The sequence below is a fragment of the Microbacterium sp. K36 genome (assembly GCF_004794355.1).
GTDB classification, from domain to species: Bacteria; Actinomycetota; Actinomycetes; order Actinomycetales; family Microbacteriaceae; genus Microbacterium; species Microbacterium paraoxydans_D.
In genome coordinates, this window is sequence record NZ_SSDN01000080.1 from 38837 (window position 1) to 52921 (window position 14085).

Sequence of the window (14085 nt, forward strand, 5' to 3'; positions counted from 1 at the left end):
GCTCATACGGCTCTCCGCTGCGGAGCTGATTCGCGTCGGAGCAACCACCAGACATAGGCCCAGGTGATCACGTACACGATTGCCAGCGCGCCGTACATCAGGATCGTCGCGTGGGCCGGTTCCGGCCGCGTGAGCAGGATCGCGACCACGGCTGTTCCCAGGAGGGCGATGCGGGTGAGATCTATGAGGACATTGGCTCGCGCGCGCTCGAACAGGCTAATCGACGCGGACAAGGGCGTCGCGACCAGGCGGAACATGCCCATGACCGACAGGATCTGCACGAGCGAACCTGCCTCCGCCCATGCGTCTCCCAGGATCCAGGGGATCAGTGCCGGCGAGAAGACGGCGAGGAGCCCGAGACCGACGATCGACGTGGCGGCGAGGACCGCGCTGAGACGGAGGAACAGTCTCTGATACGTCGCTTTCTCCCGGCGGCGCAGCTCAGAGATCTCTCCGATGAAGACCTGACCGATCGCGGTTCCCACCAAAGCGATCGGGACGGCGGCGATGCGCTCGGCCATTCCCAGCTGCCCCGCGAACTGCACGCCGTAGACGGCGGCGAGGAAGACGACCGGGAGTTGGAGACCGAGTGAGTTGAGAACCGCGGAGGGCGCGAATACGACGGGGAATCTCCAGTACCTACGCAACACGGCGCGGACATCGGAGGCCCGGTGCCGGCCGAGGTACACGCGCGAGGAGCGGGCCAACCCTAGAATCCCGGCGAGGCGGCTGAGGACAGCAGAGGCTAGGAGGCCGAACGAGCCGGACTGGAGAAGGCCGAAGCCGACTTGGGTGACCGCCAAGGTCGAGGCCTGATAGATGGACCGGGCGGCCACCTTCCCATATCGCCGCTCCCGGATGGCGAGTTGTGAGAACAACGTGAACAGGCCGGTCAGCCAGGAGATGAGGAGGACCCAGAGCCAGAGGAACGGCACGCGCTGGCTGAAGATGATCCCGGCGACCAGATCGGAGAGCAGTGCCCAGACGAGGGCGACGATCGTCACGGCCAGCAGCGCTGCGGTCGTGACCGCGCGCGCGTCCCGCTTTCCTCGCGGAAGGAGGACAGCGGCATCGAACTGAAGGCAGGCGGCGGGCGTCACGATGGCGGAGATCGCGAGCACGATGGAGAGGACCCCGAAGTCGGCCGGCGAATACAGCCGGGAGACGAACGGCAGCGCAGCGAGCGTTATGATCTGGGCGAACACCGTGCCGCCCGACATCGAGAGGAAGCCTCGGACGCGTGCGTTGCGCACGCCTATGTACTTCACATTCACCGTCGCCCGCGCGGGTCGAGTGCAGAGGCCGTGGCCAGGGCTGCCGTCAGCAGACGAGGGCGCTTGCTCACGGACGAGTAGGGCGACTGCCGGGGGCCGAACTTCCGATAGAAGTCCTCGATCGGCTCCATCATTGATCCCTCGAAGTCAAAGGTGTCGGTGAAAGCCGAGGCTTCGCGGATCGCGTGCCAGTGCACGAGATTGCCGCTGCCGGACCGTCGGTGTTCAGGGTCGATGCCGCTGACGAGGAGATACGCGCGCCGTTGGTCGCCGACGACGTAGGCCGCTGAGTGCACTCTTCCCTGTGGATCGCGGCCTATCACAGCGCGGCGGAAGGCGAAGCGTCGCGCAGCATCATCGATGTGGCGCAAGAGATCGGGGTCATAGGGCAGGCCGCTGTTCTGGCGACCGAACGTCTTGGCGGCGAGGTCCAGCACCGTCTCGACGTCCTCGCTGACCTGCACCTCGATGCTCTTCTGCGCGTGCCTGATCGTCTGCCGACCGGACTTGCTGATACCGGCATACGTCCGCTCCTCGTCCCGGATTCCGTCGAGGACGTAGCTGTACCGCGTGGTCTGCGAGAAGCCCTGCCAATAGAACGGGAGCCAGTTGCTGACACCGGGAGCGAAGTTCTGCTGGAACACATCGAAACGGGGGAGCCTGGCGATGAGCTTCGCGTAGAGGTCCTTCTCCCTGCTGAGCGTCTTCGCCGGCGTCTCCCCGACGGGTCGCTCGATCCAGGGCCCGAGCGACTGAGTCAGCTGCGGCTGCCCGATCACCCGAAGACCGAACCGCTTCTTGAACACGAACGGCAGCCGAGCGATCACACGACCGTTCTCTTCGATTTCGATGGCGTCCCAAGTGCCCGGAGCCGTCGCTTCGAGCCACCAAGGCTGTTGGAAGACGGTGTCGGTGTGGGGGATGATCTGGTTCACGGTGCGGTGGTCGACCTCTCCGGGTGGGGCGCCTCGCGGTCCCAGCCTCCGAACACCAAGCGTCGGCCCCGGGCGTACCTGAGTGTCAAGGTGGACATCACACCCTCGTGCGTGAATCCGAAGGCCTCATGGGCGCGCCGCGACGGGAGGTTCTCCGTTTCGGTGTCGCTGTAGAGCGTGACGTCCGCGCCGGACAGATCTCGGGCGAGCGCGAAGCCGCTGGACTTCAGAGCACGCCAGAGCCCGAGCCGACGGTGACCCTCGCGAGTGTGCTCGTTGAAGCACCAGAAGTGCGGCCGGATCAGGCGTCGCGGCAGATGGGTGGGGCCGTCGGCGCCGGGCGGGGCGATCCATTGGACCGCGGCCCAGAGGCCCTGCGGGTCGACGGCTGCGATTCCCCGGGATCCGCCAGAGAGCAGACGTGGGTAGACGCGGGCTCGCCAATCGTCTCCGGTCGGCCGGCCGAACAAGTCCCTCACGGAGGTGTGATCCAAGATCACCTTCTCGTATCCTGGAGGAAGCGGTGCGGTGGGCCGATCGCCGCGATAGCGGAACACGACACTGGTCGCGCGGTTCAGAGGCGTCACTTGGCTTCCCCAACTCGTTTCGATGCGCGGCGGCGGGCCCTACAGCAGTAGCGTACTCGTCGTGCGCGGCCCGGAACCGCGCGCGACACCGCACACGCGGCTTCGCCTTGGTGCACCGTCGCTGAGCAGGGTGGAGGTCATCCGCAAGATACTGCGGTTGAATGTGAGTGATGACTACGAGATCTTCCCTGCGCGCGGACCGGCGGGCTGCACAGCGTTCACGAGGCCTCCGTCGACGCATCATCTGGATCTGCGTAGCAGTGGCGGTGGCCGTCCTCGTGGCGGCCTGCGTGGTGATGGCCGTCGCGGCCAGTAAGGCGCTCACGGTTCGCGACGCGCTGACCCAGGTGATCCCCGTGGCACAGGGCATCCCGCAGAAGATCGTCGCGGGTGACACGGCGGGGGCCAGCACAGATGCGGACGCGGTGAAGTCGGCGACGACCCGCGCGGTCGACGAGACCGACTCCGCGGTATGGCGGATCGCCGAAGCGGTGCCGTTCGCCGGGCAGAATTTCTCGGCGGTGCGTATCGCCGCGGAGGGAGTCGACGAGCTCGCCGACTTCGCGGTGGAAGCAGCACCGAGCTTGAACCTTCAGGCGTTCAAGCCGTCCGGGGGTGCTGTCGACCTCGTCGCACTCCATGACCTGAGTCGTCTCGTCTCGTCCGGAGCTGCGGTCACGGCGGGCGTCAAGGATTCCCTGGGCGGTATCGACGCGGCCGCTCTCCTGCCGCAGGTGAGCTCGGCGGTTGAGCGCCTCAATGATGCGGTGTCCACGGTGGACGAGGCGCTATCGCCGCTCGCGCCTGTCCTCGAAGCGCTGCCTGCCGCTCTCGGCGAAGGCGGGACCCGGACCTATCTCTTGATGTTCCAGGGCAACTCCGAACTCCGGGCCACGGGTGGCAACCCCGCGGCGCTGGCACTGGTCACTGCCACGGAGGGGCGGATCTCCCTGACGACGCAAGCGACGAGCGTCCAGTTCGCGAACGCCCGCCCGGAGAGCATCGCCCCGCTGGATCCCGAGACTGAGGCCATCTACAGCGACATCATCGGGCGGTGGATTCCCAATATGACGGCGACTCCGAACTTCCCGACCACCGTCGAGATCCTGCGAGCATGGTGGGCGGACGAGGGTCTGCCTCCCTTCGACGATGTGATCTCCACAGACCCGGTCGCCCTCAGCTACCTCCTCGAAGCGACGGGGCCGATCACCCTTGTCACCGGAGAGACCCTGACGCCGGAGAATGCTGTTCCCCTGCTCCTGAATGAGGTGTACTTCGCGTATGGCGAAGGCGTCGACTCGACGGCGCAGGATGTGTTCTTCGCTGCTGCGGCGGCGCAGATCTTCTCTACGTTGATCGGGGGAGTCGACGACCCACTGGCATTCGCCGACGGTCTCACCAGGGCGACGGATGAGGGCCGGCTCAAGATCTGGTCCTCGAACCCGGACCTCGAGGGGATGCTGGCGGGCACGAAGCTGGCCGGTACCCTCCCGGCGGACAACGCCGACCGCACCGTGGCCGGGGTGTACTTCAACGACACGACCGGTGCGAAGACCGACTACTACGCCGATGCCACCGTCGCCGCGACGAGCGACCAGTGCACCGCCTCCGGCCCGCCCACCTTCCAGCAGACCATCGAGTTCGCGAACAACATCACGCCGGAGCAGGCCGCTGGCCTTCCGTACTTCATCACGGGTCCGCACTTCGAACCGGGCTACCTGGCGACGGACGTCGTGGTCTACGCGCCGGTCGGGGCGAGCATCGAGTCGTGGACGGTGGAGGGGGCGGAGAGCTATCGTCTGCGCACCGAGGGCACGCACCTGGGTCGTTCCGTCGTCCGCATCAACGTGATCACCCCGCCGCAGACCGCCGCGACGATCACCGTCACGATGAAGGGCGCGGAAGGCACGACAGGGGCCGATTACGGGCCGTACGACGTCTGGACCACGCCGATGGTGCGCGAGACCCCGGTCACCCTGGAGACACCCGGCTGCTAGCGAACCGCCGCCCGGACGATCCGCTCGACCTCGTCCAGCGCGGGGGTGAGCTGGGCGCCGGAGAGCGCGTAGGTCTCGCGCGAACGGCGATACGGATCGACGACGTCATCGTCCTCCGGGCGTGCGGGGGTGACGCCACGCTGGTCGCCGACGGCGCGGAGCACGGCCGCGAACCGGTCGTGGAGCGGTCCGTCCCCCTGGGCGGCGTCCTGAGCCTCCTCCGTGCTCAGCGTCGAGGCGAGCCGTGCGAACTCGCGCAGCGTGAATGTGCGACGGAGAGCGCCGGGCACCATCTTCACGACGGCGGAGCGGTGTTCGCGAGCCATCGTCAGCACGAGGTCGGCGCCTGCGATGTAGGGCTCGACGAGGTAGCGGGCGCGGTGGGCGGCGGCGATCGCCGGATCGGCACCGCCCTGCGTCGCGAGTTCGAGGGCCTCCTCCGGCATGCCGTGACCGTCCAGCGCGTGCGTTCCGGCGCTGTGCACGCGGACGCCCAGCGGCTCGAGGCGCTGTCGGAGCAGCACCTCGGCCAGGGGAGAGCGGCAGATGTTCCCCGTGCACACCGTCAGGATGGTCAGCGTCTCGCCGGCAGGGACGATCGGGCTGGCGTCGTTCTCGGGGACGGAGGTGGGCGCGGGCTGGTCCTGCTGCTCGCGCCACTCTCGGCGGCTCATGCCGGACGGCGGGCCGTCGGGGGGAGGGATGGTCACGAGGCCAGCCTACGGTTCCTCGCCCGTCCGGGACCGCGCGACAGCAACGCGAGCAGCACGGTCGCGACGACCGCCCCCAGGAAGGTGCCGGTGGTGTTGGCGATCACGTCGCTGACCGTGGGGAACCGGGAGGGCATGAGGCCCTGCACCGACTCGATCACGACGCTGAGCAGTCCGCCGGCGAGCGTGACCTGCCAGAGTCGGAGCCGCGGCCAGGCGAACGGGAGCAGCAGCCCGACGGGGACGAAGAGGGCGACGTTGGCCAGGATCTCCAGGACCACGGCGCTCTGCTGGTAGGAGGCGATCCCGGCCTCCGCGACCCACCGGGCCATCACCCCCACGAGTCCGGTGACCTTCGACGACACGCTCGCGGGAAGCCAGACGGTGAAGCCCACGAACAGCAGGTAGCCGACCAGGGCGACGCGCGCCGTCGCCGCGCCGCGTCGGGGGCGGACGGCGAGGGTCGAGGTCATGGCGTCATGCTATCCACGCCTCCGGAGCGCGTCTCTCAGGATCGCGGGCCGAGCCGTTCGATGTACCGCAGCAGCACGCCTTCGCGCAGCGCCCACGGCGACACCTCCAGCTCCTCCACGTCCAGCGCGTCCATGGCGGCATGCAGCGACACCGCCGCCGCCACGATCTGGAAGGTCCGGTCGGGCGTGATCCCCGGGAGCTCCTGCCGTGCCGACGCGGGGAGGCGCGCGAGTCGCGGGATCCACGACCCGAGCGCGTCGCGGGGGAGCAGCATCCGCTCTATGCCCGACCAGCCGGGGACGGGGTAGCCGACGAGTCGGGCGAGTGAGCGGATCGCCTTGGAGGAGCCCACGACGTGGTCCGGGCGGGGGAGGGAACGGAACCCCGACGTCACCCCGTCGAGCGTCGTCATGGCGTGTGCCCGGAGGCGGTCCACGTCGTCCTGTCCCGGAGGATCCTGCGGAAGGAACTGCACGGTCATGCGCCCGGCTCCGAGGGGGACGGACGCGGCGACATCCGGCACCTCCTCGGCGCCGGCGGCGATCTCCAGCGACCCGCCGCCGATGTCGAGGAGCAGCAGCTGGCCGGCAGACCACCCGAACCAGCGCCGCACGGCGAGGAAGGTGAGCGCGGCCTCTGTCTCCCCGTCGAGCACCTGGAGGGGCTGGCCGAGGACGGCCTCGATGCGCGCGATCACCTCGACTCCGTTGCGGGCGTCGCGCACGGCGCTCGTGGCGGTGGCGAGGAGCGCGTCGACGCGCTCCGCCTCCGCCACCCGGCGCGCCTGCGCGACGGCCGCTTCCAGGGCCTGCACGCCCTCCTCCGCGATCGCCCCGTCCGGTGTCAGGTAGCGCATGAGGCGCAGCACGGTCCGGTCGCTCGTGGTGGCGAGCGGTCGTCCGCCCGGACGCACGTCGGCGGCGAGCATGTGGACGGTGTTGGATCCGATGTCGAGGACTCCCAGGCGCACGGGATGAGGATACTCGCGCGCGGTTACGATGGACGACGTGACCACCGCCGACCCCACGCTGCCGCTGTCGCCGTACCGGGAGATCGGGCGCGCGGAATGGGCGCGCCTCGCCGCCGGACTCGACCAGCCCCTGACCGAGACCGAGGTCGTGGAGCTGCGAGGAATCGGCGATCGCCTCGACCTCACCGAGGTCCGCGAGGTCTACCTCCCGCTGAGCCGGCTGCTGAGCCTGTACGCGAGCGCGACGAAGCAGCTCGGTGCGGCCACCTCGTCGTTCCTCCAGGAGGACGACACGACCACGCCCTTCGTCGTCGGTGTCGCCGGCTCCGTGGCCGTGGGCAAGTCGACCATCGCCCGACTCCTCCGCGAGTTGATGAGCCGATGGCCGGGGACGCCGCGGGTCGAGCTGGTGACGACGGACGGCTTCCTCTACCCGAACGCCGAGCTCGAGCGCCGCGGCCTCATGGATCGCAAGGGCTTCCCGGAGTCGTACGACCGCCGGGCGCTGATCGAGTTCCTCACGGAGGTCAAGAGCGGAGCTCCTGAGGTGCGGGCGCCGTTCTACTCCCACATGCGCTACGACATCGTCCCCGACGCGCACGTCGTGGTGCGCCGCCCCGATGTCGTCATCGTCGAAGGGCTCAACGTCCTGCAACCCCCGCCCGCCCCGAACGACGTCGCGGTCAGCGATCTCTTCGACTTCTCGATCTTCGTGGACGCCGACACCGCCCATATCGAGAAGTGGTACGTCGACCGGTTCCTCGCCCTGCGGCAGGGAGCCTTCAGCAACCCGTCGTCCTACTTCAACGTGTTCGCGCACCTCACCGACGAGGAGGCGATCACGACCGCACTGGGATATTGGAACGAGATCAACATGCCGAACCTCGTCGAGAACGTGATGCCCACCCGGCACCGCGCGCGGCTGGTCCTGCGGAAGGGCGCGGATCACGACGTGGAGAGCGTGCTCCTGCGCAAGCTCTGAGCCCTTCCGGCGGCGCTCTATTGTTCGGACGACTCGCAAAAATTCCCGCTTACCCTTATCCCCATGTGTGGAATCGTCGGATACGTGGGCCCGCGGCCCAGCCAGGACATCCTTCTCGCCGGCCTCGCCCGGCTCGAGTACCGCGGCTATGACTCCGCGGGCATCGCCGTGATCGACGGCGAGGGAACGCTGGGCATGCGCAAGAAGGCGGGCAAGCTCGCCATGCTGCGCGACTCGCTCGGCGATGCGCCCCTCGCCGACGGCACCACCGGCATCGGGCACACGCGGTGGGCGACGCACGGCGGCCCGACCGACGTCAACGCGCATCCCCACCTCGCCGACGACGACAAGCTCGCGGTGATCCACAACGGCATCATCGAGAACTTCGCGGCTCTGCGCGACGAGCTTCTCGCCGACGGCGTCGCCTTCCGCAGCGAGACCGACACCGAGGTGGCTGCGGCGCTGCTCGGCCGCGAGTACGCCGGCAACGGGGGCGACCTCGCCCTCGCGTTCCGTGCTGTCGTCAACCGCCTCGAGGGCGCCTTCACCCTCCTCGCGATGCACCAGGACCACCCCGGACTCGTCGTCGGCGCTCGCCGCAACTCGCCCCTCGTGATCGGTCTGGGCGAGGGAGAGAACTTCCTCGGTTCCGACGTCGCCGCCTTCGTCGAGCACACCCGCAAGGCCCTCGCGATCGGTCAGGACCAGATCGTCTCGATCACCCCCGACGCGGTGACCGTGACCGACTTCGCCGGCACCCCCGTCACCGCCGAGCCGTTCGACGTGTCGTGGGACGCCGCCGCCGCCGAGAAGGGCGGATGGTCGAGCTTCATGGCCAAGGAGGTCGCCGAGCAGCCGGAGGCCGTCGCCAACACCATCCGTGGCCGCATCCGCGACGGCCAGGTCGTGATCCCGGAGCTCGACGGCCTCGACGAGCTGTTCGTCGGCATCAACCGCGTCATCATCACCGCGTGCGGCACGGCCTCCTACGCGGCCCTCGTCGGCAAGTACGCGATCGAGCAGTGGGCCCGCGTGGCGGTCGACGTCGAGCTCGCCCATGAGTTCCGCTACCGCGACCCGGTCATCGGCGCCGACACCCTCGTGGTCTCCATCAGCCAGTCCGGCGAGACCATGGACACCCTGATGGCCGTGAAGTACGCCCGGGAGCGCGGCGCCCGCACGCTGTCGGTCTGCAACACGCAGGGCGCGACGATCCCGCGGGAGTCGGACGCCGTCGTCTACACGCACGCCGGCCCGGAGGTGGCCGTCGCCTCGACCAAGGCGTTCTCCGCCCAGATCACGGCCCTGCTGCTGCTCGGCCTGCACATGGGGCGGGTCCGCGGGGCCGTGGCCGACGCCTCGACCGATGTTGAGGAGCTCGCCGCGCTGCCGGAGAAGGTGGCCAAGGTGCTGGAGAGCGAGCACGAGCACGTGACGCAGCTCGCGGGCTGGATGGCCGACACCCGTTCGGTGCTGTTCCTCGGTCGTCACGTGGGCTACCCGATCGCGCTCGAAGGTGCGCTCAAGCTCAAGGAGATCTCCTACATCCACGCCGAGGGCTTCGCCGCGGGCGAGCTCAAGCACGGTCCGATCGCGCTGATCGAGCCGGGGCAGCCGGTGTTCGTGCTCGTGCCGTCGCCGCGGCACTCCGCGCTCGTGCACTCCAAGGTCGTCTCCAACATCCAGGAGATCCGCGCCCGCGGTGCCCGCGTGATCGTGGTGGCCGAGGAGGGCGACGCCGCCGTGCTGCCCTTCGCGGACGAGGTCATCCACATCCCGCTCGCCGGCCCCATGTTCGAGCCGCTGCTGGCCGTCGTCCCGCTGCAGATCTTCGCGATGGCGCTGGCGACCGCAAAGGGGCTCGACGTGGACCAGCCGCGAAACCTCGCGAAGTCCGTCACGGTGGAGTGACCGCCGACCCACCCCCTTCTGTTCGCCCCACCCCTCTGCGTGCGCACGTAGAGGGGTGGGGCGTTCGTAACGGGGTGGGTGGGGAAGCCCGAGTAGGCTGAACGCGTGATCATCGGCACCGGCATCGACATCGTGGACATCCCGAGGTTCGAGCGCACGATGACCCGGACCCCCCGACTGCGTGAGCGGCTGTTCGCCCCGACGGAACGTGAGCTCCGGCTGCCGTCTCTGGCCGCGCGATATGCTGCGAAGGAAGCGCTGATCAAGGCGCTCGGCGGCTCCGACGGCGTGCACTGGACCGAGATCGAGATCGCCTCCGAGCCCTCAGGGAGACCGCATTTCGTGCTGTCCGGATCCACGGCCGAGGTGGTCGAGGAACGGGGGATCCTGACGCTTCACCTGACCCTCACCCACGATGCCGGCCTCGCTGCCGCGTTCGTCGTCGCCGAAGGAGCCCCGCTGTGACCGTCCCGTTCCGCGAGGCCACGATCGACCTCGACGCGATCGCCGACAACGTCCGGCACTTCCGTCGCCTCACCGGCGTGGAGGTGCTCGTCGTGGTGAAGGCGAACGCGTACGGTCACGGCGCGGCCGCGGCCGCCGTGGCCGCGCTGTCAGCCGGCGCCACCCGTCTCGGCGTGGCCGAGATCCCGGAGGCGCTGGAGCTGAGGCGCCAGGGAGTGCACGCGCCGATCGTGGCCTGGCTGCACGCTCCGGGAGAGCGGTTCCTGGAGGCGGCAGCGGAGGGGGTCGAGATCGGCATCTCGTCGTACGACCAGCTGCAGGCCGTGGCCGCCGCCGCATCCGCGAACCGCCCGGTCGCCGTGCATCTGAAGCTCGAGACCGGGCTGTCGCGCAACGGCATCGCTCCGGACGACTGGGCGACGGTGCTCGCCGAGGCCGCCCGCTTGGAGCGGATCGGAAGAGTCAGGGTCGTGGGGCTCTTCAGCCACCTCTCCAACGCCTCGCCGGCCGACGACCGCGCCGCGCTCGCCCGGTTCGAGGAGGGCGTGGCGCAGGCCGCTGCGCTCGGCGTGCGCCCGGAGATCCGCCACATCGCCGCCACCGCCGCCGCCATCGATCTGCCCGAGACACGACTCGACGCCGTGCGCATCGGCATCGGCACCTACGGCCTCTCGCCTTTCGACGACCGCTCGTCCGCGGAGCTGGGTCTGCGTCCTGCCATGACCCTGCGCGGGGCCGTGGCGGCCGTCCGGCGCGTTCCCGCCGGTACCGGAGTCTCCTACGACTACGTGCATCGCACGGACCGCGCCACCACCCTGGCGCTTGTGCCGCTGGGATATGCCGACGGAGTGCCCCGCAGCGCCTCCGGGAGGCTGCCCGTGTCGATCGGCGGGCGCCGCTATACCAACGTGGGCCGGATCGCGATGGATCAGTTCGTCGTGGACGTCGGGGACGCCCCGGTCGCGGTCGGCGACGAGGTCACGCTCTTCGGGGATCCGACCCTCGGCGTGCCATCGGCCGCGGACTGGGCGGAGGCCGCAGGCACCATCGGGTACGAGATCGTCACCCGCATCGGTCACCGGGTGCCGCGGAGGACGACGTGAGCCTGGACCCGGCGTTCCTCGGACGACGCCGGATCGCCACGTCCGAGGAGATGGAGCAGCTCGGGCTGCGCATCGGCGAGCAGCTCGAGCCGGGAGACCTGCTCATCCTCACCGGACCCCTGGGGGCCGGCAAGACCACTTTCACCCGAGGCCTGGCCGAGGGCCTCGGGGTCCGAGGGCCCGTGCAGAGCCCGACGTTCGTGATCGCCCGCACCCATCCGTCGCTCGTCGGACGCGCCCCCCTCGTGCACGTGGACGCGTACCGCCTCGGCTCCGCGGCCGAGCTCGACGACCTCGACCTCGACCTGGAGCGGTCGGTGGTGGTCGTGGAGTGGGGCCGCGGCATGGCGGAGGAGCTCGCCGACGCCTGGTGGGACATCGAGATCGAACGGCCCGTCGGAGCCGGCGAGGACGATGCCGACCTCGATCCTTCGGAGCTGGATGCCGACGCGCCGCGCTTCGTCACGATCGCCCGCGAGGAGCGCGCATGACGGCGGGGGAGCCGCTGGTCGCGGTCATCATCGAAGACGACCCCGGTGTGCGTTCGCTCCTGGATGAGGTGTTCCTCGCCGCGGGCTTCCGAACCGTGCAGGCGGGGTCAGGCCCGGAGGGTCTCGCAGCCGTGGCGGCGCACCATCCGATCATCACCACGCTGGACATCAACCTCCCCGGTATCGACGGCTTCGAGGTCGCGCGGCGCATCCGTCAGGTCAGCGACACGTTCATCATCATGCTGTCCGCCCTGGCCGACGAATCGGATGTGGTGCTCGGCCTCACCTCCGGCGCCGACGAATACCTGGTGAAGCCCTTCCGGCCACGCGAGCTGCGGGCGCGGATCGAGGCGCTCCTCCGCCGCAACCGCTCGTCGGGAGTACCCACGGGGACGCCGGAGGTCGCACGCGCCCCGTCGCCGCAGGCCGCCGCCCCCGCACCCTCCGTCGCGTCGATCTCCGCTCTCCCGACCCCGGCCGCCGGGGATGCCACCGTCGCCACGTGGCGAGGGCTCGTGCATCGCGACCTCAGCCTCGACCTCGACACGCGTCTTGTGCTCGTCGCCCAGCGCCCCGTCGAGCTCACCCCCACCGAGTTCGACCTGCTCGCGGCACTCCTCGAGGCCGGCCGCAGGGTCTGCAGCAAGGTCGAGCTCGCTCGCGGACTGCGCGGAATCTCCGGCGACGCGTTCGACCGGGTGAGCGAACCGGACAAACGGGCCATCGAGACGCACATGGCCAACCTGCGCCGCAAGCTCGGCGACAGCCCCACCGCCCCCCGCTACATCGAGACGGTGCGCGGTGTCGGGTACCGCCTCACGTCCGACGACCGCCCCGCCTGAAAGAAGGGGTCGAGGCCGCGGCTCCCCCACCGCGGCCCCGGATGCCTGCGAATCCCCACTCGCGCGGCCCCAGCTTCTGCGAAATCCCCAGTCGCAGCGTCGGCTCCCACTCAGAATCGTAGGACGGGAAGGCCTCCTGAAGAGCGAGAAGTGACGATCTTTGAGTAATCTTGCGTGAATGCTGAGGATCGACCGGGAGGCGGACCTTGATGATCCGCACGGTCTCGATCTGGCGGTGGCAGCTGGTGTTCACCGCGAGCATCGTCGCCATCGTGGTGATGGTCGCGGGCTTCAAGCCGCAGACCCTCGCGATCCCGCTGTTCATCGGGGGGATCGGCCTCATCGTCGTCACCACCCTCGTCGCCCTCATGGTGCCGTGGCGACGCCTGCCGCGCACGGCGGTGACGGTCCTCCCGCTGCTCGACGTGCTCGGGGTCGGACTGACGACGAACGTGCCGGATCTCCGGCTCGGCTTCCTCTGGGTCTTCCCGGTGGTCTGGTTGGCGACCTACTTCTCGATGCCCTGGGTGTTCGCGGGCATCGCGCTCAGCGGTGGCTGCCTGGTGTTCTTCTCGGACCGCTCCGGTCCGCCGGAGGACGTGCTGCTGCGGGTGCTCACGGTCGTCATCACCTTGAGCTTCCTGGGCGTGACGGTCCGCATCGGCGCCCAGCGCTCCGGCGCGGCACGACGGCTCCTGCAGCGCCGCTCCGAGCAGGTGAACCGGGCGGCGGAGCGCGCGGAGACGAACCAGGAGCGCGTCACCCAGGTCATCGACGCGCTGGGCATCGCGCTCGTGGTGGTGACCTCCGCCGGTCGCATCCTGCAGATGAACGACGCCTACCGCTCCCTCTACGGCCGTGACCGCTTCGGCACGGCCCTCCCGTCGGCATCCGTCGAGTACGACGCGCGGCGCGGAACGGCGCTGACCCCGGAGCGCACGACGCTCGCGCGGGCGGCCGCGGGGGAGCAGATGCGGGAGGAGCGGGTGTGGCTGTACGACGGTGCGGGGCAGTGGCACGCCCTGGCCGTGACCACCCAGCCCATCGCCGGCGCGCGGGAGGGCGAGCGCATCACCCTGGTGGTCATCGACGACGTCACCGCGCTCCTGGAGGCCGCGGAGGAGCGGCGGGCCCTCACCGCGGTGATCTCCCACGAACTGCGCAACCCGCTCACCGCGATCATCGGCCACGTCGAGCTCCTGCGGGAGCGCGACGACCTCCCCGGCCGCGTGCCGGCGCAGATCGAGGTGATCGCGGACGCGGGGGAGCGACTGCAGGATCTCGTCACGAGCATGCAGGCCCAGACGGGGCGGGTCTCGCCCGACCCTTTCGAGCCGGTGGACC

Annotated in this window: 14 protein-coding genes; 8 read left to right on the forward strand and 6 right to left on the reverse strand. The window is 69.6% G+C overall.

Annotation, left to right across the window (positions count from 1 at the left end; genetic code table 11):
* Positions 1-2: 2 nt before the first annotated feature.
* Genes DW296_RS09745 through DW296_RS16475 form a run of 3 tightly spaced genes read right to left on the reverse strand, consistent with a single transcriptional unit; the run spans position 3 to position 2796 of the window.
* Positions 3-1253: an oligosaccharide flippase family protein gene (locus tag DW296_RS09745; protein WP_136052067.1), complete on the reverse strand. Its 1251-nt coding sequence runs from the start codon at positions 1251-1253 to the stop codon at positions 3-5.
* A gap of 17 nt (positions 1254-1270) precedes the next feature.
* Complete coding sequence (locus DW296_RS09750) at positions 1271-2209, reverse strand: GNAT family N-acetyltransferase (protein ID WP_168429015.1); 939 nt, start codon at positions 2207-2209, stop codon at positions 1271-1273.
* Entirely contained in the window at positions 2206-2796 is a 591-nt protein-coding gene (locus DW296_RS16475; RefSeq protein ID WP_168429016.1) for a hypothetical protein, read from the reverse strand. Before DW296_RS16475 ends, DW296_RS09750 begins: the two co-directional genes overlap by 4 nt.
* Before the next feature lie 266 nt (positions 2797-3062).
* On the opposite strand from DW296_RS16475, the gene DW296_RS09755 reads away from it, so the two are divergent.
* Positions 3063-4793, forward strand: a complete 1731-nt coding sequence (locus DW296_RS09755; RefSeq protein WP_168429017.1) for a DUF4012 domain-containing protein — start codon at positions 3063-3065, stop codon at positions 4791-4793.
* Here DW296_RS09755 and DW296_RS09760 read toward each other — a convergent pair.
* From DW296_RS09760 to DW296_RS09770, 3 genes are read right to left on the reverse strand one after another with little or no spacing between them, the layout of a single operon-like run.
* Complete coding sequence (locus DW296_RS09760; RefSeq protein WP_240743055.1) at positions 4790-5503, reverse strand: arsenate reductase/protein-tyrosine-phosphatase family protein; 714 nt, start codon at positions 5501-5503, stop codon at positions 4790-4792. The genes DW296_RS09755 and DW296_RS09760 overlap by 4 nt on opposite strands.
* The gene (locus DW296_RS09765; RefSeq protein ID WP_136052070.1) at positions 5500-5976 is read right to left on the reverse strand and encodes a VanZ family protein; all 477 of its coding nucleotides are present in this window, start codon (positions 5974-5976) and stop codon (positions 5500-5502) included. Before DW296_RS09765 ends, DW296_RS09760 begins: the two co-directional genes overlap by 4 nt.
* A 35-nt stretch (positions 5977-6011) precedes the next feature.
* The gene (locus DW296_RS09770; RefSeq protein WP_136052071.1) at positions 6012-6947 is read right to left on the reverse strand and encodes a Ppx/GppA phosphatase family protein; all 936 of its coding nucleotides are present in this window, start codon (positions 6945-6947) and stop codon (positions 6012-6014) included.
* Between the two features lie 28 nt (positions 6948-6975).
* On the opposite strand from DW296_RS09770, the gene coaA reads away from it, so the two are divergent.
* The 7 genes from coaA to DW296_RS09805 form a co-directional block, all read left to right on the forward strand.
* The gene (gene coaA / locus DW296_RS09775) at positions 6976-7929 is read left to right on the forward strand and encodes a type I pantothenate kinase (RefSeq protein ID WP_071327518.1); all 954 of its coding nucleotides are present in this window, start codon (positions 6976-6978) and stop codon (positions 7927-7929) included.
* A gap of 63 nt (positions 7930-7992) precedes the next feature.
* Entirely contained in the window at positions 7993-9840 is a 1848-nt protein-coding gene (gene glmS / locus DW296_RS09780) for a glutamine--fructose-6-phosphate transaminase (isomerizing) (protein ID WP_136052072.1), read from the forward strand.
* Positions 9841-9945: 105 nt separating this feature from the next.
* Positions 9946-10305, forward strand: a complete 360-nt coding sequence (locus DW296_RS09785; RefSeq protein WP_136052073.1) for a holo-ACP synthase — start codon at positions 9946-9948, stop codon at positions 10303-10305.
* Positions 10302-11408: an alanine racemase gene (gene alr, locus DW296_RS09790; RefSeq protein ID WP_136052074.1), complete on the forward strand. Its 1107-nt coding sequence runs from the start codon at positions 10302-10304 to the stop codon at positions 11406-11408. Before DW296_RS09785 ends, alr begins: the two co-directional genes overlap by 4 nt.
* Positions 11405-11899 carry a tRNA (adenosine(37)-N6)-threonylcarbamoyltransferase complex ATPase subunit type 1 TsaE gene (tsaE, locus tag DW296_RS09795; RefSeq protein WP_240743056.1) on the forward strand — a complete coding sequence of 165 codons (495 nt, stop codon included), beginning with the start codon at positions 11405-11407 and terminating at the stop codon, positions 11897-11899. The genes alr and tsaE overlap by 4 nt, the downstream gene beginning before the upstream one ends.
* Complete coding sequence (locus DW296_RS09800) at positions 11896-12741, forward strand: response regulator transcription factor (RefSeq protein WP_136052075.1); 846 nt, start codon at positions 11896-11898, stop codon at positions 12739-12741. Before tsaE ends, DW296_RS09800 begins: the two co-directional genes overlap by 4 nt.
* Before the next feature lie 209 nt (positions 12742-12950).
* A partial coding sequence (locus DW296_RS09805) for a histidine kinase dimerization/phospho-acceptor domain-containing protein (protein ID WP_136052076.1) occupies positions 12951-14085 on the forward strand: 1135 nt, incomplete at its 3' end.